Origin of the sequence: Burkholderia sp. AU28863, from assembly GCF_002223195.1 — a bacterium.
GTDB classification, from domain to species: domain Bacteria; phylum Pseudomonadota; class Gammaproteobacteria; order Burkholderiales; family Burkholderiaceae; genus Burkholderia; species Burkholderia sola.
Genome location: NZ_NKFE01000005.1, coordinates 757,977 through 781,294, shown reverse-complemented (window position 1 = coordinate 781,294; position 23,318 = coordinate 757,977). Strand labels below are relative to the sequence as shown.

Here is a 23,318-nt window from a genome sequence, read left to right as displayed (position 1 = left end):
GCCGCGGGCAATAAAACCGGAGACACCATGCAGACCCGATCCACCCTCGATGAGCATGCGACCATCGCGACGCCGGCGCCCGAGCGCACCGCGAAGCATTACCTGCTGGCCGGCTGGGCCAGCATGGCCGGCACCACGATCGAGTGGTACGACTTCTTCCTGTACGGCACGGCCGCCGCGCTCGTGTTCAACCGCATCTTCTTCCCGTCGCTGGACCCGGTCGTCGGCACGCTCGCCGCGTTCGGCACGTTCGCGGTCGGCTTCATCGGGCGGCCGATGGGCGGCATCGTGTTCGGCCACTTCGGCGACCGCATCGGCCGCAAATCGATGCTGATGATCACGCTGCTGCTGATGGGCGTGCCGAGCATGATCATCGGGCTGATCCCGTCGTACGACAGCATCGGCTACTGGGCCGCCGCGCTCTTGATCGCGATGCGCTTCCTGCAGGGGATGGCCGTCGGCGGCGAATGGGGCGGTGCTGTGCTGATGGCCGTCGAGCACGCGCCGAAGGGCCGCAAGGGGCTGTTCGGCAGCCTGCCGCAGACGGGCGTCGGGCTCGGCCTGATCCTGTCGTCGCTGGCGATGGCCGCGGTGGCCGCGCTGCCGGAAGCCGACATGCTGTCGTGGGGCTGGCGCGTGCCGTTCCTCGCGAGCATCGCGCTCGTCGGCCTCGGCTGGTTCATCCGCGCGAAGGTGCCGGAATCGCCCGACTTCGAGAAGGTCCGCAAGCAGGGCAAGGCCGAGAAATCGCCGGTGACGGCCGCGCTGCGCCGCCATCCGCGCGAAGTGCTGACGATCGTCGGCGCGCGCGCCGCCGAGAACACCTGGTTCTACATGGTCGTCACGTTCGCGCTCGCTTACGCGACGCAGCAGCTGCGTCTGCCGAAGGCCGAGATGCTGCACGCGATCACGGCCGGCGCGGCGCTGTCGCTCGTCACGATGCCGCTGTGCGGGCATCTGAGCGACCGCATCGGCCAGCGACGGATGTTCGCGATCGGCCTCGTGCTGATGTGCGCATTCGCCGCGCCGTTCTTCATGATGCTCGGCACGCAGCAGACGTCGACCGCATGGTGGGCGATCGTGCTCGGCCTCGGCGTCGTGTTCCCGATCCTCTATGCGCCGGAATCGCTGCTGTTCGCGCAGCAGTTTCCCGCGGAAATCCGCTACAGCGGCATCTCGCTGTCGGTCCAGCTGGCCGGCGTGATCGGCGGCGGCTTCGCGCCGATGATCGCGACGTCGCTGCTCAAGGCCGGCGGCGGCCAGCCGCACTACGTGATCGCGTACCTCGTCGGCTTCGGCGTGTTCGCGCTCGTGTGTACCGCGTTGATGCGCCCGGCGCGCGCCTGAGCACGCCGGACGGCATTTAATCGGATTCAGTTCGCCCTGCCGCCCGCCGCGCCTGCACGCGCGGCGGACGCAGGCTTCCCTTTGTCCTCGCCACCTCGTTTCCCCGGAGAGAGTTCCATGAACGCCGCAGTTCCCCAGACCACCCTCGCCCTGCCCACCGCCAAGCTGCTGATCGACGGCGCGTTCGTCGACTCGCAAAGCGCCGAATGGGGCGATATCGTGAACCCCGCGACGCAGGAAGTGATCGGCCGCGTGCCGTATGCGACGCTCGACGAGGTCGATGCCGCGATCGCGTCCGCGCAGCGCGCGTTCCAGACCTGGAAGACGACGCCGATCGGCGCGCGGCTGCGCATCATGCTGAAGTTCCAGGATCTCGTGCGCCGCAATCTCGAACGGATCGCGCACACGCTGACGGCCGAACAAGGCAAGACGCTGCCCGATGCGCAGGGCGACATCTTCCGCGGCCTCGAAGTGGTCGAGCACGCGTGTTCGATCGGCACGCTGCAACAAGGCGAATTCGCGGAGAACGTCGCGGGCGGCGTCGACACCTACACGCTGCGCCAGCCGATCGGCGTCTGCGCGGGCATCACGCCGTTCAATTTCCCCGGGATGATTCCGCTGTGGATGTTCCCGATGGCGATCGTCTGCGGCAACACGTTCGTGCTGAAGCCGTCCGAGCAGGACCCGCTGTCGACGATGCAGCTCGTCGAACTCGCGATCGAGGCCGGCGTGCCGCAAGGCGTGCTGAACGTCGTGCACGGCGGCAAGACGGTGGTCGACCGCCTGTGCACGCACCCCGACGTCAAGGCGATCTCGTTCGTCGGCTCGACGCGCGTCGGCACCCACGTGTACAACCTCGGCAGCCAGCACGGCAAGCGCGTGCAGTCGATGATGGGCGCGAAGAACCACGCGGTCGTGCTGCCCGATGCGCACCGCGAGCAGGCGATCAACGCACTCGTCGGCGCGGGCTTCGGCGCGGCCGGCCAGCGCTGCATGGCGACCTCCGTCGTCGTGCTGGTCGGCAACGCGCGCGACTGGCTGCCCGATCTCGTCGAGAAGGCGAAGGCGCTGAAGGTCAACGCGGGCGCCGAAGCCGGCACCGACGTCGGCCCGGTCGTGTCGAAAGCGGCGAAGGCACGCATCGTGTCGCTGATCGACGCCGGCGTGAAGGAAGGCGCGACGCTGCTGCTCGACGGCCGCGACGTGAAGGTGCCCGGCTACGAGCACGGCAACTTCGTCGGCCCGACGATCTTCTCGGGCGTGACGACCGACATGTCGATCTACACGGAAGAAATCTTCGGGCCGGTGGTGGTCGTGATGGAAGCCGACACGCTCGACGACGCGATCGCGCTCGTCAACCGCAACCCGATGGGCAACGGCGTGGGCCTGTTCACGCAGAGCGGCGCGGCGGCGCGCAAGTTCCAGAGCGAGATCGACGTCGGCCAGGTCGGCATCAACATCCCGATTCCGGTGCCGGTGCCGTACTTCAGCTTCACCGGTTCGCGCGGCTCGAAGCTCGGCGATCTGGGCCCGTACGGCAAGCAGGTCGTGCAGTTCTACACGCAGACGAAGACGGTCACCGCGCGCTGGTTCGACGACGACGCGACGGCCGGCGGCGTGAACACGACGATCGCGTTGCGCTGACCCGACGGAGCCCGCACATGGAAATCGCCTTCATCGGACTCGGCAACATGGGCGGCCCGATGGCCGCCAACCTGCTCAAGGCCGGCCACGCGCTGACGGTGTTCGACCTCGACGCGTACGCGGTCGACGCCGCGGTACGCGCCGGCGCGACGGCAGCCGCGTCGCCGCGTGACGCCGCCGCTCGCGGCTCGGTGATCATCACGATGCTGCCGGCCGCGCAGCACGTGCGCGCCGTCTACCTCGGCGACGACGGCGTGCTGGCCGGCGCGCGCGCCGGCGCGACGCTGATCGACTGCAGCACGATCGATCCCGGCACCGTGCGCGCGGTGGCCGACGCCGCCGCGCAACGCGACTGCCCGCTCGCCGACGCGCCCGTGTCGGGCGGCACCGGCGGCGCGCAGGCCGGCACGCTGACCTTCATGGTCGGCGCGAACGCCGCGCTGTTCGAGCGCATCCGCCCGGTGCTGCTCGACATGGGCAAGAACGTCGTGCACTGCGGCGGCACCGGCACCGGGCAGATCGCGAAGATCTGCAACAACCTGCTGCTCGGCATCTCGATGATGGGCGTGGCGGAAGCGATGGCGCTGGGCGCCACGCTCGGCATCGAGCCGGCCGTGCTGGCCGGCATCATCAACACGTCGACCGGCCGCTGCTGGAGTTCGGACGCGTACAACCCGTATCCGGGCGTGAGCGACACGGCGCCGGCCGCGCGCGGCTATGCGGGCGGCTTCGCGGCAAACCTGATGCTGAAGGATCTCGGGCTCGCGACCGAAGCCGCGCGCAGCGCGCATCAGCCGGTCTGGATGGGCTCGCTCGCGCAGCAGCTCTATCAGTCGATGAGCCAGCAGGGGCTCGGCACGCTCGACTTCTCCGCGTGCGTGAAGCTGTACGAGGCGCAGCCGGCCTGACCCGCCCGGCCGACGCCGGACGTGCGCCGACCCGCGACGTGCCGGTACGGCATCGCGGGTCGGTTTGCATGCGGGGGGAGGACAACGCGGGCGGCGCGATCATGCCGCCGGTCGGTCAACCGCGCGGGTTCGACGCCGTCTCGAAGGTCGGATGGCACTCGAACGCGAGTTCGGAGCGCGCGTCGACGCGGCGGCCGGCGGTCAGCGATTCCTGCTTCATGCTCGCGCGCATCCCGCGCTGCGAGCAGTAGTTGGTGGCTTCGCTGACGGCCTTCTCGTGGGCGTCGGCCCACGTCGTCGACACGCCCACCGTGCGCGTCGTCACGGTGAACACGTTCGGGTTCGACGTCGCGGTCACGTCGGAAGCGGTCGAACATGCGGCGAGCAAGCATGCAGTCGCCGCAATGGCCAACCATCGCAAGGTTCGAAAAGAGACTGGAATGGACATGGAGGGCAAGCGCACGCCGGTCGACGTGCATTGAGCAACATAGACGACAGTATGCCTGCTCGATCGCCGGAGATCATGCCCCTTTCGGTGAACACATTGTTTCGAATGGTTAAACGATGGCCGAATCAGGCAAGATTTACAGCCGTCGCCAGCTGTCGTATTCGTCCGGCAAGTCATTTCGTCCGGCGCGACCGTCGATGCACGCCCCCGCCGGGTTCTCGCGCACGCTTCGGCCAGGTGGCGCCACGCCGGCTGGCCCCGGCGCGTAGCGTGCGGATGTGCGTTTTTACAACTGCGCCGATCGCGCAGCCCGCCCCTATCGCGCCCCGCGTCGCGCGCCCCGCCGTCGTTCGCCGGCTTTTTTCCGCGCAGGCACATCGATTGCGTCATTTGCGCGCCCGCCATCCGGCGGACAGCCATCTTCCTTCCAACCGGCGCTGCGCCCCGCGCGATCCTTTGCGCGGCGGTCCCGCATCGCAAGGCAGGTTTCCTGAACGAGAGGACGACATGAAATCAATACGAACGATAGTGGCCCTGTGCTCGGTCATTTCCGTACTCGCAGCGTGCGGCGGCGGCGACGACGCCGGGACCGAACTCGGCATCTCGAAGCCGCAGGCGCGCTTCATCAACGCGGTGCCGGCCGGCCCGAACCTCGACTACTACCTGAATGCGAAGATCGACCAGTCGGGCGTCGCATACAAGGGCGTGACGCGCTATCACGACATCGATTCGGGTACGCAGACCGCGAGCTACGACGTGTCGGGCACGACCGCCACCATCGCGTCCCAATCGTTCAGTGCCGCGAACGGGCATCACTACACGACGATCGCGCTGCCGAGCACGACGTCGCTGATCTCGGTGATCGACGATCCGTACGACAAGGGCCTGCTGTCGGACAAGGCGCGCGTGCGCAGCTTCAACGCATCGCCGAATGCACAGAATGTGGACGTGTACGTCGTGCCGCCCGGCACCGACATCACGACGCAAAGCCCGACGATGGCGGGTGCGGCCTACCAGAACGCCGTGCCGGCGACGACGCAGGATTCGGTCTACCTGAACGGCGGCACCTACCAGGTGATCGTCACGACGGCCGGCAGCAAGTCGCCGATCCTCAGGACCGCGCCGGTCAGCATCGGCAACAACGCGGACTGGCTGCTGCTGACGATTCCGTCCGGCGGCGTCGGCGACGTGACGCCGAACGACATTCACGTGCTCGTCGCGCAGGGCAACAACGCCGATACGTCCGCGCAGGAACTGGGTCCGCAGTAACGCAGCAAGGTCCCGAAACGACACGCGGCGGCCGGTGCGATTGCATCGGCCGCCGCGGGTCGTATACCGGTATCAAGCGTCGGTATCGGCGCCCGCCATCAGTCGTCGGCCCGTTCGAGGCAGATCACGTGCTCGGCGCGCGTGCTGTCGCCATGCTCGATATCGACGTCGCCGACATGGCGCACGCGCCAGCCCGGCCGCGTCGCGATCTGCGGCATGTTGCCGGACGGCCGGCTCTCGATCCCGCCGAGCCCTTCGTCGGGCGTATCGACCGCTTCGTCGAGCGACGCGTTCGAATAGATCACGTTGTCCTGCAGTTCCGACGCGCCGGTGCGCGCCTCCATGCCCTTGCCGTCGACGTCGACCGTGTTGTCGGTCATCGCCATGTTCGCGTTGTCGAGCGTGACGATCCGCCCGGCGGCCCGGCGCACCGGATCGCCGCTGTCGACCGCATGCGCATCGACGTCGATCGCCGGCAGGCCGGTCGGCATTTTCCCGGCGACGGCCTCCGGCGTCAGCGGACGCTGCGCCGCCTGTGCGGCCTGCGTCGCCGCGTCGGGCATGTCGCCGGCCGCCGGCGTCTTCACCGGACTCTTCGCGATCTGTTCCCGCTGCTTTTCCGGGGTAGGGTTCGATTCCGCGTTCTGCATCGCACCTCCTTGCCCGACCCGGCGGACGCCGGCGTCACGCCGTCGTCGCCGGGCCGGAATTCGCTACAACGGTCCTTGCAAATCTTTCATGCGCATCGCCCCACACGTGCGCCGCTCGACACACGTGCCGACGAACGCGGCACTCGGTGAGCGGACGGGCGGCACGCTGGCGCGCCGCCCGCCTGACCGCCCGTCAACCGCCGCCGCTCGCGCCGGCCGGCGCGGAAGCCGCGCCCGGCAGCGTCGTGCCGGCCGCGCCGCTGCTCGGCATGCCCGACGGTGCGGTGGAAGGCGCGGCCGACATGCCGCTCGCTGCGCTCGAATCCGAACTGGCCGCGCCGTTGTCGCCCTTCTTCTGGCAACCCGCGCCTGCCGCCAGGCCCGCGATCAGGATGCCGGCGAAGACGGCTCGCGATACGTGACGAATGGAATATCGCTGCATGACACCTCCGCTGATGTCGATGTGGATGGAACCCGATGACTCGCAATATGCGTGCCGTCGCCGCTCTCCGCGACCGCCCGCCATTGCATTCATTTTTCAAATGACGTCCACCCGAATATTTAATTTCCCATCGCGGTAGCCGCCGCCCATACTCGCGAACAAATCCGACACATAACGTCCACCGGGGCCCGGCCCGCGCTGCGTACGACAGGCGCCGGTGTCGCGCCCCGCACATGGAAGGAGACACCGGCGTGCAACTGGAAGCCATCCACCGCGCGGGCATCGGGCCCGGCGCGAACGACGCATCGCATCGAACCGACACGGCCGCGCGCGATCCCGCGCCGAGCCCGCGGCTGCATAACGCCGATCTCGCGCCGACCCAGGCCGAAGGCCGGACCTGGGGCCGCTACAGCATCTTCGCGCTATGGACCAACGACGTGCACAACATCGCGAACTACTCGTTCGCGATCGGGCTGTTCGCACTCGGGCTGTCGGGCTGGCAGATGCTCGCGTCGCTCGCGATCGGCGCGGTGCTCGTGTACTCGTTCATGAACCTCACCGGCTACATGGGCCAGAAGACCGGCGTGCCGTTCCCGGTGATCAGCCGGATGAGCTTCGGCATCTACGGCGCGCTGCTGCCCGCGCTGATCCGCGCGGTGATCGCGATCGCATGGTTCGGTATCCAGACCTATCTCGCGTCGGTCGTGCTGCGCGTGCTGCTCACCGCGATCTGGCCGGGCCTCGCCGCGTTCGACCGGAATGCGATCTGCGGGCTGTCGTCGCTCGGCTGGATCACGTTCATCGCGATCTGGCTCGTGCAGATCGGCATCCTCACGTACGGGATGGAGATGGTCCGCAAGTACGAGGGGCTCGCCGGCCCGGTGATCCTCGTCACGACGCTGTCGCTCGCCGCATGGATGTTCAGCCGCACCGGCGGCCAGCTCGCGATGTCGATCGGCAAGCCGATGAGCGGCGTGAAGATGTGGACGGAAATCTTCGCGGGCGGCGCGCTGTGGCTCGCGATCTACGGCACGCTGGTGCTCAACTTCTGCGATTTCGCCCGTTCGTCGCCGAGCGCGAAAACGGTGCGCGTCGGCAACTTCTGGGGCCTGCCGGTCAACATCCTCGTGTTCGCGACGATCAGCTTCGTGCTGGCCGGCGCGCAGTTCAAGCTGAACGGCCACATCATCCACAGCCCGACGGAAATCATCGCGACGGTGCCGAACAAGCCGTTCCTCGTGCTCGGCTGCCTCGCCTTCCTGATCGTGACGGTCGCCGTGAACATCATGGCGAACTTCGTCGCGCCGGCCTTCGTGCTGACGAGCCTCGCGCCGCACCGCCTGTCGTTCCGCCGCGCGGGCCTGATCAGCGCGACGATCGCCGTGCTGATCCTGCCGTGGAACCTGTACAACAGCCCGATCGTGATCGTCTATTTCCTGTCCGGCCTCGGCGCGCTGCTCGGCCCGCTGTACGGAATCATCACGGTCGACTACTGGCTCGTGCGCAAGCAGCGCGTGAACGTGCCCGACCTCTATACCGAAGCACCGACCGGCGCCTACTTCTACACGCGCGGCGTGAACCGCAAGGCGCTCGCGGCACTCGTGCCGTCCGCGTTGATCTCGATCGCTCTGGCCGTCGTGCCGGCCTTCAGCGCGATGACGCCGTTCTCGTGGCTGCTCGGCGCGGCGATCGCAGGAAGCGTGTACTGGCTGACGGCCGATCGCAAGCGGCACTACGAAGCGCGCTCGGGCGAACACATCGCGGTCGCCTGCACGCAACACTGACACACACGCATACGGAGTCACCAATGAGAATCCTGGTAGTCAACGTCAACACGACCGGGTCGATCACAGACGCGATCGCCGCGCAAGCGCAGGCCGCGGCGTCGCCCGGCACGGAGATCGTCGGGCTCACGCCGCGCTTCGGCGCGGAGTCGATCGAAGGCAATTTCGAGAGCTACCTCGCGGCGATCGCCGTGATGGATCGCGTGCTGAGCTACGACGAACCGTACGACGCGGTGATCCAGGCCGGGTACGGCGAACACGGCCGCGAAGGGTTGCAGGAACTGCTGACGGTGCCCGTCGTCGACATCACCGAAGCGGCCGCGAGCGTCGCGATGCTGCTCGGCCATCGCTACTCGGTCGTCACGACGCTCGACCGCACGGTGCCGCTGATCGAGGATCGCCTGAAGCTCGCCGGGCTCGATGCGCGCTGCGCGTCGGTGCGGGCGAGCGGCCTCGCGGTGCTGGAACTCGACGAGAACCCGGCCCGCGCGATCGAATCGATCGTCGTCGAGGCGCAGCGCGCGGTGAAGGACGATCGCGCGGAAGTGATCTGCCTCGGCTGCGGCGGGATGGCCGGCCTCGACCGGCAAATCGAGGAATGCACGGGCGTGCCGGTCGTCGACGGCGTGTCGGCCGCGGTCGCGCTCGCCGAGTCGCTGGTGCGCCTGAAGCTGAAGACGTCGAAGGTCCGCACGTACGCGCCGCCGCGCCCGAAGCGGATCGTCGGCTGGCCGGGAACCTTCGCGAAATGACGGGCCGCCGGCCGGCTGCCGGGTGGCGCGCTCGCCCCGTCTCGCCGGGACGCGTATCGGCATGCGGCGCCCGCTAGATCCGGCCGCCCCGCCCCGCGACGCAGGCGACGCCGTGGGCGCGCTCGACGTGCTCGATGCGCGGCTGATGCGCATCCTGCTCGTGCTGCTGACCGAGCGTACCGTGTCGCGTGCGGCCGTGCGCCTGAACATGTCGCAGCCGGCAACGAGCGCCGCGCTCAAGCGGTTGCGCACGCTGCTCGGCGATCCGCTGCTGGTGCGCAGCCGTTACGGGATGGTGCCGACCGAGTTCGGCGCGCGATTGATCGAGCCGCTGCGCAACGCGCTGCGCGTGATCGACTTCATCCGCATCCAGCAGCCGACGTTCGACGCGCGCACGTCGGTGCGCACTTACCGGATCGGCTGCCCCGACTATCTGAACGTGCTGTTCGTGCCGAAGCTCGTCGCGCTGTTCCGCGAGCGTGCGCCGAACGCGCAACTGGTGTTCCATCCGCTCGGCGACGGGTTCGACGACGAGCGCGCGCTGGCCGACGGCGAACTCGACGTCGTGATCGACAACCGCCCCGCACGCCGGTCGCGCTTCCGGCAGGACGACCTCTTCGACGATCGCGTCGTGTGCCTGATGCGCGCGACGCATCCGCTCGCGCGGCGCGGCGCGATGACGGCCGCCGGGTTCGCCGCGGCGCCGCAGCTGTGCCCGACGCCGTCGTGGCTCGAAGCGTCCGGCGCGATCGACCGGCAGCTCGAACGCGTGGGCCTGCAGCGGCGCATCGTCGTCACGCTGCCGCACTTCGAACTCGCCGCGCATGCGCTCGTGCGCAGCGACCTGATCCTCACCACCACGTACCGGCTCGCGCGACACTACGCGAAGCTGCTGCCGCTCGCCGCGGTCGCGCTGCCGGCCGAACCGCCGGACATCGCGTACCGGATGACGTGGAACGAATCGGGCGCGTGCGCGGAAGGCGGTCGATGGCTGCGCGGACTGATCGCGGAAGCGACGCGCGCATGGCTCGACACCGACGCGAGGCTGCCTGCGATCGCGGCGATCGCCGCTTCCGGGGCCGATGCGGACGAGCCGAAAACCACGCCGGCCGTCGCCGATCCGCCCGAGCCTGCCCGACGCACGCGCCACGGACCGGCCACGCATTGTCATGCGTCGCCGCCGACGCGCGTCGCGCAGGCGGCCCGCATTCATCGCATCGCGACGAAGTCGCACTGACCGGCGCCGCACGCGCGGCCGGCATGATCCACCAGGCCGCTGCATGTCAGACCGGTCCTATTTACCCGCGCCGCGCCGACTCGTCAGAATGACGCCTTGAATATGTGCCGGCGGACGTCGCATTGCGAACGTCCGTGTCCGCTTGATCGAATCGAGGAAAAATCCCCATGAAGAACCCGCTCATCGCGCTGGCCGTCCCGGTCGCGCTATTCGCGAGCACTGGCGCATTCGCCGGCACTCAGGACTGCGCGACGCGCATCCGCGCGCTGCACACGCAGATCGACAACGCGAAACGGTTCGGCAACACGCAACAGGCGATGCGCCAGCAGGCCGTGCTTGAACGAATCCAGGCGAACTGCACGGATGGCGGCCAGCTCGCACGCGCCGAACGCAAGCTGACCGACAGGACGCGTGACCTGCGCAACGCGGAAGACGAAGTACGCCACGCCCAGGCGCGCGTCCACGAAGCCGAAGCGCGCGGCGATGCAAAGAAGCTGAACAACGCGCAACGCAAGCTCGCCGACAAGCAGGCGAAGCTGCGCAACGCCACGCGTGACCTGCACGACGCGCAGGTCGATCGCGACGCGCTGAAAGCGCTGACGGATTGAAGGGTTGAAACGCCGCGGCGCGGCGCGGCGCTCGCGTGCGGGTGCGGGTGCGGGCGCGAGCAGCACCGACAGCGACACGCTCGACCCGAACGTCGACAGCAGGACCGTGCACGACGTCACGCGCCTCCGCGCATCGGTTGCGCAAGCAACTTGTATGCAACGACGGCCGAACCGAGCGCCAGCACGCCGCTCACCGTCAACGCATCGGCGAACCCGCTCGCGAACGCGACGGGCGCCGCGTGCGCGAGCGCGCCGGCAGCCGACGGCGGCACGCGGCCGAGCGCCTGCGCGAGGTCGCCGGCCAGCAGGCTCGACATGAACGATGCATCGGCAAACGCGCACAGGCCGGGCGTCGCGGACAGCAGGCTGTCGAGCCGTGCATGCGTACTCGCCGCCAGCACCGCGCCGAGCACGCCGACGGCCGTCACGATCGCCGAGAAGCGCGTCGTCGTGCTGATGCCCGACGCCATGCCCGTGCGATCCGGCGGCACGCACGCCATGATCGCCTTCTGCGTGTCGCCGTTCATGATGCCGGCGCCGCACCCCGTCACGCACATGCCGAGCGCGACGAGCCGGTAGTCGCCGCTGGCCGTCAGCGCCGCGGTCGCGAGGTTGCCGGCGCCGATCAGCGCGAGCCCGCCCGCCAGCACGCCGCCGGACGACACGTGCGCGGCGAGCGCCGCACCGAGCGACGGGCCGGCGATCATCGCGAACGCGAACGGCAGCATGCCGAGCCCCGCATCGATCGCCGACATCCCGAACGCGTTTTGCAGGTACAGCGGCAGGAACGTCATCATCACCTGCGCGCACGCCGCATAACCGAACATCGCGAGCACCGCACCGACGAAGTGCGGCTGGCGGAACAGCGCGAGATCGATCATCGGCCGCGCCTGCCAGCGCTCCGCGCCGACGAATGCCGCCAGCAGCGCGGCCGCGAGCGCGAGCCGGCCAATCGTCGCGCCCGACAGCCAGCCGTGCGACGGCGCGCCGATCAGCGCCGCGATCGCACAGGCGAGCGCCGCGCCGAACAGCAGGCTGCCGGCCGCGTCCACGCGTTTCGCATGCGGATCGTTCGATTCGTCGATCGCGACGCGCGCGCCGGCCACCAGCAGCAGGCAGACTGGCAGGTTCAGCAGGAACACCCAGCGCCATCCGATCCATTGCGTGATCGCACCGCCGACGAGCGGCGCGATCGCCGTCGCGATCCCCATGCACATGCCCCAGATCGCCCACGCACGCGCCCGTTCGCGTCCGTCCGGGAAACGGTTCGCGATCACCGCGAGCGCGGCGGTCAGCAGCAGCGCGGCGCCGCCGCCCTTCACCGCGCGCGCGGCGATCAGCCAGCCGGCCGACGGCGCGATGCCGCAGCCGAGCGACGCGACGAAGAAGAGCGCGAGCCCCGCGAAGAGCATCCGCCTGCGCCCGAAGCGGTCGGCGAGGCCGCCGGCCGGCAGCAGGCACGCGGCGAACGCAGTCATGTACGCGCTCACGACCCATTCGATATCGGCGAAGCTCGCGTGAAAGCCGCGCGCGATGCTCGGCAGCGAGACGGCCACCACGTTCGTGTCGAGCACGATCAGCGCGCAGGTCGCGGACGCGACGGCGAGCGTCGCGGCGGCAGGCAAGTTGCCGCCGGTGCGCGGGGCGGCCGCCGCGCTCGCGCGCGACGCCGGTGAAGACTGGGACATCGGCCACTCCGGAACAGGATGAACGAGCCGTATGCTAGGCTTGGCCGCTATTGCCTGTCATTGACACTTCAAGGCAGTTTCATTGACGAAAATCGCAACCATGAGCCAGCTCGAATTCCGTCACGTGCGCGCATTCCTGAGCGTCGCGCAGCATCTGCACTTCGCGCGCGCGGCCGACGCGCTCGACATGGCGCCGCCCGCGCTCACGCGGCAGATCCAGGAAGCCGAGCGCGTGCTCGGCGTGCGGCTGTTTCACCGGTCGCGCCGCGCGGTCACGCTGAGCGCGGCCGGCGAAGCCTATCTCGCGGAAGCGCGCGCCGCGTTCGACCATCTGCAGCGCGGTCGCGAACTCGCCGCGCTGGCCGAACGCGGCGAGCTCGGCCGGATCGAGATCGGCTATGTGTCATCGGCCGTCTATTCGGGCACGCTGCAGCGCACGGTCGGCGCGTTCCGCACCGCGCATCCGCGCATCGAGCTGAACCTGCGCGAAGTGCCGATGGACGACGTCGCGAACCAGCTCGACGCGGGCCGCCTCGACCTCGCGTACGTGCGCCCGCCGTTGCCGCTGCCCGGCGGCCTGCGGATCGTCACGCTGCAGCGCGACGTGTTCGTCGTGGCCGTGCCGGCCGATTCGCGCCATGCGGCGATGGCGGCGGTGCGCGCGGCGGACCTCGCCGACGCGCACTTCGCGGTGCCCGAACAGGCGCTTGGCACGCTCGAGGTCGCGCGCCGCGGCCGCTTCGCGCCGGTCGTGGCCGCGCGGCCGGGCGGCCTGCTGGCGGTGCTCGCGTGCGTGTCGGTGAACGGCTGCGTCGCGGTGATTCCCGATGCGCTCGCCGCTTGCGTGTCGCTGCCGGGCGTCGTGTACCGGCCGATCGCCGGCAAGCCGATCATGTCGGCGCTCGCGCTTGCGCACCGGCGGTTCGAAAAGGCGCCCGCCGTGCGGGCATTCCTGCGCACGGTTGCGCCGGCCGCGTAAGGCGCTCGCGCCAGGCCCGGGCCATCGGGTCGGCGGCGGCCGCACCGGCGGTCGCCGCGCGAATATGCATTCCACGATTCGATGTTTGTCGGCCGGAAACCGATTCCGTAACCTGCCCGGCAGCCGCGCCGCCCGCGCGCGGATCACCGAGGACACGCCGCCGATGACCCACGCTTTCGCCACCGCGCGCCGCCGCACGCTGCAGCGCCTTGCCGCCCTCGCCGCCGCGCCGCTCGCGGGCGGCCTCGCACTCCCCGCCCGCGCGACCGGCGACGCCCTGTCGGGCGTCACGCTCGTACTCGGCGACCAGGCCGGCGGCCTGCGGGCGCTGGCCGAAGCGGCGCGCGTGCTCGACGGCACGCCGTACCGATTCCGCTGGGCCAACTTCCAGGGCGCCGCGCCGCTGTTCGAAGCGCAGCGCGCTGGCGCGATCGACCTCGCGCCGGCCGGCGACCTGCCCGTCCTGACGGCCGCACTCGGCGATCCGTCGTTGCGAATCGTCGCGACGCGCGTCGGCTCGCCGACGTCGCTCGGCATCGTCGTGCAGCCCGACTCGCCGGTGCGCACGGTGGCCGACCTGAAAGGGCAAACCGTCGTCGTGTCGTCGGCGCGCGGCAGCATCTCGCAATACCAGTTGTACGGCGCGCTGCGCGAACACGGGCTCGCGCCGCGCGACGTCGAGGTGCGCTTCGTGCTGCCGGTCGACGCGTTCGCCGCGTTCGAGGCGAAGCGGATCGGCATCTGGGCCACGTTCGATCCGTACTACGGGCATGCGGTGCGACGCGGCGCGCGCATCGTCCGCGACGGCAGCGGCATCAATTCGGGGCTCGCGTTCCTCACGTCGCCGGTCGAGACGCTCGACGATCGCGGCAAGCGCGCGGCGCTCGCGGACGTGCTCGCACGGCTTGCCCGCGCGGGCCAATGGGCGCTCGCGCACCCGGCCGACTACGCGAGCGTCTATGCGTCGCTCACGCGCCTGCCGACCGACGCGGCCACCGATATCGCGCGCCGGGCCGCGCTCGCGCAACGCAGCCTCGGCGACGCCGACATCGCCGTGCTGCAGCGCGTCGCCGATCGCGCGGCGGCGGACGCGATCCTGCCGCGTCGCGTCGACGTCGCGTCGATCGCCGTCCGGCAGGTGTCCGCCTGAGCGATGCGGCGCGAGGACGTGTTCAGCACGGCCGCGCCATGTCGAGATCCGGCACGTCGTCGCCGAACGTCGACGCGACGAGCGTGCGCATCGCGGCGAACGGCGGCGTCGGCCCCGACTGGTTGAACGTGCAGCGCTCGCCCGCGGCCGGCACGGCGCGGTGCAGCACGGCACGCCACGCGCCACGCCCGCCGTCGCGCTCGAATGCGGCGAACGGCAGCCGCTCGACGATCGGGCCGCCGTCCGCCCAGGACGACGGCGGCGCGAACGACGTCGGGACGCCGCCCGGTTCGCGGATCACCGTGCATCGCGACGTGTCGATGCGCGGGGCGACGAGGTCTTCCGCCATCGCCACCCAGTAATCGCGCGTCGCGCCTGCCAGGTCCTGCACTTGCATGACCGTCTCCGTATGACCGTTGTCTTGAAGGACATCGTAGCCGTTGTCCATGCAGCCGCAAGGACTGCTCGCATGCGTGACAGGGTTTCGTCCCCTGTCGCGCCGCGATAAGCATAGTTCAAATCGTTGCTTGTCCGCCCCGGACACGTCATCGAGAATGATTCGACGGACCGACACCCGGCACCGCCGCCCGAAACGTACTCCTGACCGATCGATTCATGCTCCCACTGCGCCTGCTGCGATCGCTGCTGATCGCGTCCCTCATTGCGTTGCCGGCCGCCGCCGCGCACGCGGACAAACCCGCCACCATCCGCATCGGCGTCGCCCAGCAAGGCGCCGGCGATCCACCGACGTTCGGCGGGTCGAGCGCCGCCACCGTGCAGTTGCAGCAACTCGTCGAAAAGGAATTCGCCGCCGACGGCATCAAGGTGGAATGGCTGTTCTTCAAGGGCGCCGGCCCGGCCGTGAACGAGGCGATCGCCAACAAGGCGCTCGACTTCGCATACCAGGGCGACCTGCCCGCCGTACTCGCGCGCTCGAACGGGATCAAGACGCGCCTGCTGCTCGCCGCGAGCGTGCGCTCGGGTATCAAGATCGCGGTGCCGCCCGACTCCACGATCCGCTCGATCAAGGACCTGAAGGACCGCCGCGTGTCGATCTTCCGCGGCACCAACCTGCAGCTCGTCGCCGACAACGCGCTCGCGAAGAACGGCCTCGGCGAACGCGACCTGCGCGTGATCAACCTCGACGCCGCCAGCTCGCTCGCCGCGCTCGCATCGAAAGGCATCGACGCGTCGGTCGGCGATTACGGGCTCTACAAGCTGCGCGACGCGGGCCTCGCGAAGATCATCTACGAATCGCAGAACGACGGGCCGCAGCTGACGCGCCAGACCCACCTGCTTGTGCTCGACGAGTTCGACCGCGCGCACCCGGACATCGTGCAGCGCGTCGTCACCGCGTTCGTGAAGGGCGCGCAATGGTCGTCCGACGAGGCGAACCGCGATGCGCTGTTCAAGCTCTGGGCAAAGAGCGGCGTGCCGTATTCGTCGTGGCAGGCCGACTATGCGAACCAGCGCCTGAAGGACCGCCTGTCCCCGCTGATCGATCCGTTCGTCGTCGCGCGCTACAAGGCCGTCGCGCAGGATGCGCTGAACCTGAAGCTGATCCGCCAGCCGGTCGACGTCGACGGCTGGTTCGAGCCGAAGTATCTCGACAATGCATTGCGCACGCTGAAACTCGAGCACTACTGGCCGCGCTACGACGCGGCCGGCAAGCCCCTCTCCTGACCGGACCACCCCGATGAGCGACACCGCGTTTTCCGTCCCGTCGACCGAACCGCACACGCTCGCCGTGCCGCCGCGCCGCGCGGCCCCGGTGATACGGCTCGCGTGGCAGCTCGCCCCGTGGGTGCTGCCCGCGCTGCTGTTCGCGCTGTGGAGCGTCGGCAGCGCGCGCGGCTGGATCGCGCCGCAAATCCTGCCGCCGCCCGAACGCGTGGTCGACACGCTGGCCGAGCTCGCGTCGAGCGGCGATCTCGTGCGCCACACGCTGATCAGCCTGCAGCGCGTGCTCGTCGGCTTCGCGGCCGGCACGCTGCTCGGTGTAGCGATCGGCGTCGCACTGGGGCTGTCGCGCACGCTGGAAGCCTACGTGCTGCCGAGCTTCAACGCGCTCGTGCAGATTCCGGTGCTCGGCTGGCTGCCGTTCCTGCTGCTGCTCGTCGGCGTCGGCGAGCCGCTGAAGTACCTGCTGATCGCGCATGCGGCGCTCGTGCCGGTCACGCTGAGCACGTTGCAGGGGTTTCGCCAGGTGCCGCCCGCACTCGACGAAGTCGCGCGCGGGTTCGGCTACACGCGCCGGCAACGCATCGTCCACGTCGTGCTGCCGGCCGCGATTCCGACGCTCGCGACCGGCGTGCGACTGGCGTTCACGAAGTCGTGGCTCGCGCTCGTCGTGGTCGAACTCGTCGCGTCGTCCGAAGGGCTCGGCTACCTGATCGTGTACGGACGGCAACTGTTCCAGCTCGATCTCGTGATGGCGGCCGTGGTCGTGGTCGGCGCGGTCGGCCTGCTGATCAACCGGGCGCTCGACGCACTTGAAGCGCGCCTGCGCCGCGGCGTGCCGTCCGCGTTTCGCGGCTGAAGCGCCCTCGAAGGAGAATCGCCCGTGCCGCATGCCGCCACACCGTCACTCACACCGCCCACCACGACCGCCCGCCGCCTGCATGCGCCCGACTGGCGCGGTTTCATGCTGCCGCTCGCCACGTTTGCGTGCTGGTGGGCCCTCGCTGCCGCGCACGTCGTGAAAAGCGGGCTGTTCGTCGGCCCCGCCGACGTGCTGCACACCGCGTGGGCGCAGGCCACGAGCGGTGCGCTCGGCCGCGCATTGTCGGCGTCGCTCGCGCGCGAAGCATGCGGGTTCGCGATCGGCGCGACGGCCGGGCTCGTGCTCGGCGCCGTGCTCGGGCTGTCGCGCGTCGCCGCGCGGATGGTCGGCCCGAGCTTCGACACGTTCAAGCAGATCTCGCTGTTCGCGTGGATTCCGCTGATTTCCGTGTGGTTCGGCCTCGGCGACGTCGCGAAGATCGTGTTCCTGTCGCTCGCCGCGCTGCTGCCGGTCGCCGCCCATACCTGCGACGGCATTCACGCGGTGCCGCGCACGTATGTCGACGTCGCCCGCGCACTGCGCTACTCGCGGCTTCAGCTGATCCGCTACGTGATCTTCCCGGCCGCGCTGCCGTCGATCTTCACCGGCCTGTATCTCGGCCTGATCTATTCGTGGCTCGCGACGCTCGGCGCCGAGTACCTGCTCGTCGCAGGAAGCGGAATCGGCAACACGCTGATCGACGGCAGCGAGCAGTTCCGGATGGATCTCGTGCTGTTCGGGATCATCGTCGTCGGCGTGACCGGCTGGGCACTGAACGCGACCGCGCGGGCGATCGAGCGCAAGGTGCTGGCGCGGCGCGGCGACCTCGCGCGCTGAGCGCCCTTTCCTTCCGTTTCGCCTCTTCTTCGTACCGCCATGACGACTCTCACCTCCGATTCGCTCGACATCCTCCATGTCGGCAAGCACTACGCGCAACGCGGCGCGGCGCTCGCGGTGCTCGACGACGTATCGCTGCACGTGCGCGCCGGCGAATTCGTCACGATCGTCGGCGCCAGCGGCTGCGGCAAGTCGACGCTGCTGCGGCTCGTCGCCGGGCTCGACACCGATTACACCGGCGAAATCCGCGCTGGCGGCGAACGCGTGCGCGACACGTCGCTGCAGCGCGGCATCGTGTTCCAGGATCACCGGCTGTTCCCGTGGCTGACCGTCGAACAGAACATCGGCGCCGCGCTGCGCAACGCGCCGCTGGACGCCGCCGCGAAACGGCGCGCGATCGCGGAACACATCGCGCTCGTCGGGCTGAACGGCTTCGAGCACGCGTTTCCGAACCAGTTGTCGGGCGGGATGGCGCAGCGCGTCGCGATCGCGCGCGGTCTCGTGAACCGCCCGCGCGTGCTGCTGCTCGACGAGCCGTTCGGCGCGCTCGACGCGCAGACCCGCGCGAAGATGCAGAACGAACTGCTGCGCATCTGGGAACAGGAGCGCATCACGATGCTCCTGGTCACACACGACGTCGACGAAGCCGTCTATCTCGGCGACCGCGTCGTCACGATGGCGCCGCGACCGGGCCGCATCGCGCGCATCGTCGACGTCGCGCTGCCGCGGCCGCGCCGGCGCGATTCGCCGGCATTCGCGCGCTTGCGCGACACGGTGCTCGCCGATTTCGACGATAGCGAACCGCCGGACGACGATGGCTCGGACGGCAAGCGCATCGACGCGGCGCGCCCGCACCGGATCGGCGAATGGCGGCTCGCGTGGTAAGCGCATGCCATCCCGAATCGCTCAGCATCACGACACATATCGTTCATCGCAGCGCGCACGCTAAGGTTGTGACGATTCATCGGTTCCGGTTCCGCGCGGCGCCTGCTTGAATGGAGACTCGACCGACCCGACTCCCAGGAGACTCCCGATGTCCGATGTCCAGCATGCCGTTCACTCGTCTTCGCCTGCTTCGCACGCCGCGCCGCGCACGGCCGCCGTCCCGCTTCAGCTTCGCCAGGTCGCCGGCCGGATCGGCGCCGAGATTGCCGGCGTGCGGCTGTCGGCCACGCTCGACGACGCGACGTTCGACGCGATCAACGCCGCGCTGCTGCGCCACAAGGTGCTGTTCTTCCGCGGCCAGCACCATCTCGACGACACCGCGCAGGAAGCGTTCGCCCGCCGCTTCGGCGACACGGTCGCGCACCCGACCGTGCCGTCCGTCGACGGCAGCGCGGCGCTGCTCGAACTCGATTCCGCGCACGGCGCACGCGCCAATTCGTGGCACACCGACGTGACCTTCGTCGATGCGTACCCGAAGATCTCGATCCTGCGCGCGGTCGTGATCCCGCCGTTCGGCGGCGACACCGTATGGGCCAACACGGCCGCCGCGTACGCGCATCTGCCCGATTCGCTGCGCGCGCTCGCCGACACGCTGTGGGCGCTGCACACGAACGCGTACGACTATGCGTCGACGCACGTGCACGCCGACGATGCGCAACTGAAGCGCTACCGCGAAGTGTTCACGTCGACCGTCTACGAAACCGAGCACCCGGTCGTGCGCGTGCATCCGGAAACCGGCGAACGCACGCTCGTGCTCGGGCACTTCGTGCAGCGGCTCAAGGGGCTGTCGGCGCAGGATTCCGCGCATCTGCTGCAGGTGTTCCACGAGCACGTGACGCGCCTCGAGAACACCGTGCGCTGGAACTGGCAGGAGGGCGACGTTGCGATCTGGGACAACCGCGCGACGCAGCACTACGCGATCAACGACTACGGCGATGCGCGCCGCGTCGTGCGCCGCGCGACCGTTCACGGCGACGTGCCGGTCGGCGTCGACGGCCGCCAGAGCGTCCTGCTGAAAGGGCCGGGCGCCACGCTGCAATAACGTCCGCGTATCCACGTCACGCGGCGGCGCTTTCCCGCGCGCCGCCGCGCCATTCCTTGCAGGACACCCGCCATGGATATCGCCTCACAGGACCGACACTTGCACGCGCAACGATGTCGTCCGTCTTCCCCGTTCACTTCCGCCAGGAGCGTCGCATGAGCGCCCTACTCGAACCCGCCGCCTACCCGGTCGACGTGATTCCGCTGTCCGCCCATATCGGCGCGGAAATCCGCGGCGTCGACCTCACGCAACCGTTGACCACGCCGCAGATCGCGGCGATCCGCGCCGCGCTGCTGAAATGGCGCGTGATCTTCTTCCGCGAACAATTCCTCACGCACGACCAGCATGTCGCGTTCTCCGCGCAGTTCGGCGAGCCGACGGTCGGCCACCCGGTGTTCGGGCACGTCGACGGGCATCCGGCCGTCTATTCGATCGCGAAGCATCGCAAGGCGACGCGCTTCGAAGGCGAGCCGGTGCGCCGACCCTGGACCGGCTGGCACACCGACGTGACGGCGGCCGTGAACCCGCCGTGGGCATCGATCCTGCGCGGCGTGACGATCCCGCCGTACGGCGGCGACACGCACTGGACGAATCTCGTGCGCGCGTACGAAACGCTGTCCGCGCCGCTGCGTGGCTTCGTCGACACGCTGCGCGGCATCCATCGCTTCACGCCGCCGCCCGGCGCGCGCGCGACCGGCGCCTTCGACGACGCGGTCGAGCGCCGCCCGCTCGTGACCGAACATCCGCTCGTGCGCGTGCATCCGGAGACCGGCGAACGCGCGCTGTACGTGAGCCCGAGCTTCCTGAAATCGATCGTCGGGCTGACGCCGCGCGAGAGCCAGGCGCTGCTCGAACTGCTGTGGGAGCACGTGACGCGGCCGGAATTCACGATCCGCTTCAAGTGGGAGCCGCGCAGCATCGCGTTCTGGGACAACCGGGCGACCGCGCATCTCGCGCCCGTCGACATCTTCGATCTCGACTTCGACCGCCAGCTGTATCGCACGACGCTCATCGGCGACGTGCCGGTCGGCCCCGACGGCCGCCCGTCGGTCGCGCTCGAAGGCACGCCGGTCGAAACCGCGGCCGCCGTCGCACTCAACTGATGCGGCAAATGCCGGCGCGTACGAACACGCCGGCCCCCGCTTACATCAATCGAGCCACACGCCGTCGAAGCGGTGCCCGCCGAGCGGCGAGAACGTCAGCCCGTGCACGCGCCTGGAGATCGGCAGCGACACGATCGATGTCGCGATCGGCGTGAACGGCACCTGATCCTTGAACACCACCTGCGCCTGCTCGTACAGCGCCGTGCGCTTCGCGACGTCCCCATTCGAGCGCGCGGCGCTCACGAGTTGCTCGAAGTCCTTGTTGCACCACTTCGCGAGATTGCTGCCGTGCACCGCGTCGCAGCCGAGCAGCGTGCCGAGCCAGTTGTCGGGGTCGCCGTTGTCGCCCGACCAGCCGTACAGGATCGCGTCGTGCTGGCCGTCGTGCTTCGCGCGGCGGTTGTATTCGCCCCATTCGTAGCTGACGATCTTCGCGCGCACGCCGATCTTCGCCCAGTCCTGCTGGATCAGTTGCGCCATCAGCTGCGCGTTCGGGTTGTACGGGCGCTGCACGGGCATCGCCCACAGCGTCAGGTCGAAGCCGTTCGGGAAGCCAGCCTGCGCGAGCAGCGCCTTCGCGGCGGCCGGATCGCGCGGCGCGTCCTTCAGGCGCGGGTTGTACGACCATTGCGCGGGCGGCATCGGGTTCGTCGCGATCGTCGCGTCGCCGTTGAACACGGTCTTGATGATCGCCGTCTTGTCGATCGCGATGTCGAGCGCGCGCCGCACGTCGACGCGATCGAGCGGCGGATGCTGCGTGTTGTACGCGACGAAGCCGACGTTGAAGCCCGTCCCCGAAAACAGCGTCAGCTTCGGGTCGCGCCGCACCGTCTCGAGATCGGCCGGCCGCGGAAACGCCGACACCTGGCACTCGCCGGCCACGAGCTTCTGCAATCGCGCGGCCGGATCGGGCGTGATCGCGAACACGAGGCGCGAGAGCTTCACGTCGTCGGGCTTCCAGTAGTCGGGATTCGCGTCGTAGCGGATCAGCGCGTCCTTCTGGTACGTACGCAGCACGAACGGCCCCGTGCCGACCGGGAACTGGTTGATGTCCGACTCGCGATGGCGCGCGGCGAGCTGGCCCGCATATTCGGCCGACAGCACCGACGCGAACGCCATCGCGAGATTGCGCACGAACACGACATCGGGCGACTTCAGCACGAAGCGCACCGTGTAGTCGTCGACCTTCTCGATGCGCTCGACGTTGTGGTCGAAGCCGAGATCGCTGAAATACGGGAAGCTGACCGGATAGGCCTTGCGGAACGGGTCGTCCGGGTCGAGCATCCGGCGGAACGTGAACACGACGTCGTCGGCCTGGAACGGCCGCGTCGGCGTGAACCACGCGGTGGTCTGGAATTTCACGCCGCGCCGCAAGTGGAACGTGATCGTGCGCTGGTCGGGCGACACGTCCCAGCTCGTCGCAAGCGCCGGTTCGAGATCGAGCGTGCCGCGCTTGAACTGCACGAGCCCGTTGTAGACCGGGTACGTGCTCGCATCGAAATCGGTGCTCGTCGTGTGCTGGCCGGGATCGAAGCCGGCCGGGCTGCCTTCGGTGCAGTACACGAGCGTCTTGCCCGCAGGCGCCGCGAGTGCGTGCGTCGCGGCGCCGGCCAGCAGCAGCGACGCGGCGATGCAGCGGAGCGCGGCAGCGGCAGGCGATACGCCGCTCGAACGGCGCGCGGCTGACGAAACGAAAGGATTCTTCATGGTGGCAAAGGGAAGAAAGAGGTGTCATGCGAATGACGACCGTCGATCTTCGCGCGCCGCCCGCCGATCGCTTACCAATTAATTCCGCGTTGCTTATCGTCGCGGATGCATCCCGCTGCCGCTGCATCGGAACGTCCATGCGAGCGCCGCAGACAGGTTCGCGAACGCCGCCGCGACGCCGCCCGCTCGGCGTCATGACGCAGCGCCATGCGCTCACGGCGGCGGACGTCCCTTCC

The 23,318-nt window shown here is 69.4% G+C and carries 22 protein-coding genes; 16 read left to right on the top strand and 6 right to left on the bottom strand.

Features of this window, described 5'->3' with window-relative positions; all coding sequences use genetic code 11:
• Nucleotides 1-27: 27 nt before the first annotated feature.
• The 3 genes from CFB81_RS20035 to mmsB all read left to right on the top strand — a co-directional run bounded on the left by CFB81_RS20035 (nucleotide 28) and on the right by mmsB (nucleotide 3,899).
• Nucleotides 28-1,347, top strand: a complete 1,320-nt coding sequence (locus tag CFB81_RS20035) for an MFS transporter (protein ID WP_089436277.1) — start codon at nucleotides 28-30, stop codon at nucleotides 1,345-1,347.
• Between the two features lie 117 nt (nucleotides 1,348-1,464).
• The gene (locus tag CFB81_RS20030; RefSeq protein ID WP_089436276.1) at nucleotides 1,465-2,991 is read left to right on the top strand and encodes a CoA-acylating methylmalonate-semialdehyde dehydrogenase; all 1,527 of its coding nucleotides are present in this window, start codon (nucleotides 1,465-1,467) and stop codon (nucleotides 2,989-2,991) included.
• A gap of 17 nt (nucleotides 2,992-3,008) precedes the next feature.
• Nucleotides 3,009-3,899 (top strand): 3-hydroxyisobutyrate dehydrogenase, encoded by an 891-nt coding sequence (gene mmsB / locus CFB81_RS20025; RefSeq protein WP_089436275.1) that lies wholly within the window; start codon nucleotides 3,009-3,011, stop codon nucleotides 3,897-3,899.
• Nucleotides 3,900-4,014: 115 nt separating this feature from the next.
• Here mmsB and CFB81_RS20020 read toward each other — a convergent pair whose 3' ends face one another.
• Nucleotides 4,015-4,347, bottom strand: coding sequence for a hypothetical protein (locus CFB81_RS20020; RefSeq protein ID WP_089436274.1), 333 nt, complete (start codon nucleotides 4,345-4,347; stop codon nucleotides 4,015-4,017).
• 507 nt (nucleotides 4,348-4,854) lie between these two features.
• Here CFB81_RS20020 and CFB81_RS20010 point away from each other — a divergent pair.
• A complete protein-coding gene (locus CFB81_RS20010) occupies nucleotides 4,855-5,616 on the top strand; it encodes a DUF4397 domain-containing protein (RefSeq protein WP_069618360.1) in 762 nt (253 codons plus the stop codon).
• A gap of 98 nt (nucleotides 5,617-5,714) precedes the next feature.
• Here CFB81_RS20010 and CFB81_RS20005 read toward each other — a convergent pair whose 3' ends face one another.
• Both CFB81_RS20005 and CFB81_RS36410 read right to left on the bottom strand, forming a co-directional pair.
• Entirely contained in the window at nucleotides 5,715-6,266 is a 552-nt protein-coding gene (locus CFB81_RS20005; protein ID WP_089436273.1) for a DUF3005 domain-containing protein, read from the bottom strand.
• A gap of 193 nt (nucleotides 6,267-6,459) precedes the next feature.
• Nucleotides 6,460-6,708: a hypothetical protein gene (locus tag CFB81_RS36410; RefSeq protein ID WP_175974961.1), complete on the bottom strand. Its 249-nt coding sequence runs from the start codon at nucleotides 6,706-6,708 to the stop codon at nucleotides 6,460-6,462.
• A gap of 233 nt (nucleotides 6,709-6,941) precedes the next feature.
• On the opposite strand from CFB81_RS36410, the gene CFB81_RS19990 reads away from it, so the two are divergent.
• The 4 genes from CFB81_RS19990 to CFB81_RS19975 all read left to right on the top strand — a co-directional run bounded on the left by CFB81_RS19990 (nucleotide 6,942) and on the right by CFB81_RS19975 (nucleotide 11,089).
• Entirely contained in the window at nucleotides 6,942-8,492 is a 1,551-nt protein-coding gene (locus CFB81_RS19990; RefSeq protein WP_089436272.1) for an NCS1 family nucleobase:cation symporter-1, read from the top strand.
• Between the two features lie 23 nt (nucleotides 8,493-8,515).
• Entirely contained in the window at nucleotides 8,516-9,244 is a 729-nt protein-coding gene (locus CFB81_RS19985) for an aspartate/glutamate racemase family protein (RefSeq protein WP_069618364.1), read from the top strand.
• A 61-nt stretch (nucleotides 9,245-9,305) separates the two neighbouring features.
• The gene (locus CFB81_RS19980; protein WP_089436271.1) at nucleotides 9,306-10,481 is read left to right on the top strand and encodes a LysR family transcriptional regulator; all 1,176 of its coding nucleotides are present in this window, start codon (nucleotides 9,306-9,308) and stop codon (nucleotides 10,479-10,481) included.
• A 167-nt stretch (nucleotides 10,482-10,648) separates the two neighbouring features.
• Entirely contained in the window at nucleotides 10,649-11,089 is a 441-nt protein-coding gene (locus CFB81_RS19975) for a DUF1090 family protein (protein ID WP_089436270.1), read from the top strand.
• Between the two features lie 116 nt (nucleotides 11,090-11,205).
• Here the strand turns inward: CFB81_RS19975 and CFB81_RS19970 are convergent, their stop codons facing one another.
• Nucleotides 11,206-12,777 (bottom strand): MFS transporter, encoded by a 1,572-nt coding sequence (locus CFB81_RS19970; RefSeq protein WP_089436269.1) that lies wholly within the window; start codon nucleotides 12,775-12,777, stop codon nucleotides 11,206-11,208.
• Nucleotides 12,778-12,877: 100 nt separating this feature from the next.
• Between CFB81_RS19970 and CFB81_RS19965 the strand changes: the two genes are divergently transcribed.
• Entirely contained in the window at nucleotides 12,878-13,756 is an 879-nt protein-coding gene (locus CFB81_RS19965) for a LysR family transcriptional regulator (protein WP_069618368.1), read from the top strand.
• Nucleotides 13,757-13,919: 163 nt separating this feature from the next.
• The gene (locus tag CFB81_RS19960; RefSeq protein ID WP_089437075.1) at nucleotides 13,920-14,906 is read left to right on the top strand and encodes an ABC transporter substrate-binding protein; all 987 of its coding nucleotides are present in this window, start codon (nucleotides 13,920-13,922) and stop codon (nucleotides 14,904-14,906) included.
• Between the two features lie 22 nt (nucleotides 14,907-14,928).
• On the opposite strand, the gene CFB81_RS19955 is transcribed toward CFB81_RS19960, so the two are convergent.
• Nucleotides 14,929-15,303, bottom strand: a complete 375-nt coding sequence (locus tag CFB81_RS19955) for a phage protein NinX family protein (RefSeq protein ID WP_089437074.1) — start codon at nucleotides 15,301-15,303, stop codon at nucleotides 14,929-14,931.
• Nucleotides 15,304-15,521: 218 nt separating this feature from the next.
• On the opposite strand from CFB81_RS19955, the gene CFB81_RS19950 reads away from it, so the two are divergent.
• From CFB81_RS19950 to CFB81_RS19925, 6 genes are all read left to right on the top strand, one after another.
• Nucleotides 15,522-16,589 (top strand): ABC transporter substrate-binding protein, encoded by a 1,068-nt coding sequence (locus CFB81_RS19950; protein WP_089436268.1) that lies wholly within the window; start codon nucleotides 15,522-15,524, stop codon nucleotides 16,587-16,589.
• Nucleotides 16,590-16,602: 13 nt separating this feature from the next.
• A complete protein-coding gene (locus CFB81_RS19945; protein WP_089436267.1) occupies nucleotides 16,603-17,445 on the top strand; it encodes an ABC transporter permease in 843 nt (280 codons plus the stop codon).
• 24 nt (nucleotides 17,446-17,469) lie between these two features.
• Nucleotides 17,470-18,285 carry an ABC transporter permease gene (locus tag CFB81_RS19940; protein ID WP_089436266.1) on the top strand — a complete coding sequence of 272 codons (816 nt, stop codon included), beginning with the start codon at nucleotides 17,470-17,472 and terminating at the stop codon, nucleotides 18,283-18,285.
• A 39-nt stretch (nucleotides 18,286-18,324) separates the two neighbouring features.
• Nucleotides 18,325-19,170, top strand: coding sequence for an ABC transporter ATP-binding protein (locus CFB81_RS19935; protein ID WP_069618374.1), 846 nt, complete (start codon nucleotides 18,325-18,327; stop codon nucleotides 19,168-19,170).
• 148 nt (nucleotides 19,171-19,318) lie between these two features.
• Nucleotides 19,319-20,272, top strand: coding sequence for a TauD/TfdA family dioxygenase (locus CFB81_RS19930; RefSeq protein ID WP_089436265.1), 954 nt, complete (start codon nucleotides 19,319-19,321; stop codon nucleotides 20,270-20,272).
• Nucleotides 20,273-20,427: 155 nt separating this feature from the next.
• Nucleotides 20,428-21,375, top strand: coding sequence for a TauD/TfdA family dioxygenase (locus CFB81_RS19925; RefSeq protein WP_089436264.1), 948 nt, complete (start codon nucleotides 20,428-20,430; stop codon nucleotides 21,373-21,375).
• Between the two features lie 45 nt (nucleotides 21,376-21,420).
• On the opposite strand, the gene CFB81_RS19920 is transcribed toward CFB81_RS19925, so the two are convergent.
• Nucleotides 21,421-23,082, bottom strand: coding sequence for an ABC transporter substrate-binding protein (locus CFB81_RS19920; RefSeq protein ID WP_089436263.1), 1,662 nt, complete (start codon nucleotides 23,080-23,082; stop codon nucleotides 21,421-21,423).
• Between the last annotated feature and the right edge of the window lie 236 nt (nucleotides 23,083-23,318).

Bases quoted from the DNA above. Each gene is read 5' to 3' on its own strand.
- CFB81_RS19985 (WP_069618364.1), top strand. From the start codon at position 8,516: ATGAGAATCCTGGTAGTCAACGTCAACACGACCGGGTCGATCACAGAC.
- CFB81_RS20035 (WP_089436277.1), top strand. From the start codon at position 28: ATGCAGACCCGATCCACCCTCGATGAGCATGCGACCATCGCGACGCCG.
- CFB81_RS20005 (WP_089436273.1), bottom strand. From the start codon at position 6,266: ATGCAGAACGCGGAATCGAACCCTACCCCGGAAAAGCAGCGGGAACAG.
- mmsB (WP_089436275.1), top strand. From the start codon at position 3,009: ATGGAAATCGCCTTCATCGGACTCGGCAACATGGGCGGCCCGATGGCC.
- CFB81_RS19975 (WP_089436270.1), top strand. From the start codon at position 10,649: ATGAAGAACCCGCTCATCGCGCTGGCCGTCCCGGTCGCGCTATTCGCG.
- CFB81_RS19965 (WP_069618368.1), top strand. From the start codon at position 12,878: ATGAGCCAGCTCGAATTCCGTCACGTGCGCGCATTCCTGAGCGTCGCG.
- CFB81_RS36410 (WP_175974961.1), bottom strand. From the start codon at position 6,708: ATGCAGCGATATTCCATTCGTCACGTATCGCGAGCCGTCTTCGCCGGC.
- CFB81_RS20020 (WP_089436274.1), bottom strand. From the start codon at position 4,347: ATGTCCATTCCAGTCTCTTTTCGAACCTTGCGATGGTTGGCCATTGCG.
- CFB81_RS19945 (WP_089436267.1), top strand. From the start codon at position 16,603: ATGAGCGACACCGCGTTTTCCGTCCCGTCGACCGAACCGCACACGCTC.
- CFB81_RS19960 (WP_089437075.1), top strand. From the start codon at position 13,920: ATGACCCACGCTTTCGCCACCGCGCGCCGCCGCACGCTGCAGCGCCTT.
- CFB81_RS20010 (WP_069618360.1), top strand. From the start codon at position 4,855: ATGAAATCAATACGAACGATAGTGGCCCTGTGCTCGGTCATTTCCGTA.
- CFB81_RS19950 (WP_089436268.1), top strand. From the start codon at position 15,522: ATGCTCCCACTGCGCCTGCTGCGATCGCTGCTGATCGCGTCCCTCATT.
- CFB81_RS19935 (WP_069618374.1), top strand. From the start codon at position 18,325: ATGACGACTCTCACCTCCGATTCGCTCGACATCCTCCATGTCGGCAAG.
- CFB81_RS19990 (WP_089436272.1), top strand. From the start codon at position 6,942: ATGGAAGGAGACACCGGCGTGCAACTGGAAGCCATCCACCGCGCGGGC.
- CFB81_RS20030 (WP_089436276.1), top strand. From the start codon at position 1,465: ATGAACGCCGCAGTTCCCCAGACCACCCTCGCCCTGCCCACCGCCAAG.
- CFB81_RS19980 (WP_089436271.1), top strand. From the start codon at position 9,306: ATGCGGCGCCCGCTAGATCCGGCCGCCCCGCCCCGCGACGCAGGCGAC.
- CFB81_RS19955 (WP_089437074.1), bottom strand. From the start codon at position 15,303: ATGCAAGTGCAGGACCTGGCAGGCGCGACGCGCGATTACTGGGTGGCG.
- CFB81_RS19925 (WP_089436264.1), top strand. From the start codon at position 20,428: ATGAGCGCCCTACTCGAACCCGCCGCCTACCCGGTCGACGTGATTCCG.
- CFB81_RS19930 (WP_089436265.1), top strand. From the start codon at position 19,319: ATGTCCGATGTCCAGCATGCCGTTCACTCGTCTTCGCCTGCTTCGCAC.
- CFB81_RS19970 (WP_089436269.1), bottom strand. From the start codon at position 12,777: ATGTCCCAGTCTTCACCGGCGTCGCGCGCGAGCGCGGCGGCCGCCCCG.
- CFB81_RS19920 (WP_089436263.1), bottom strand. From the start codon at position 23,082: ATGAAGAATCCTTTCGTTTCGTCAGCCGCGCGCCGTTCGAGCGGCGTA.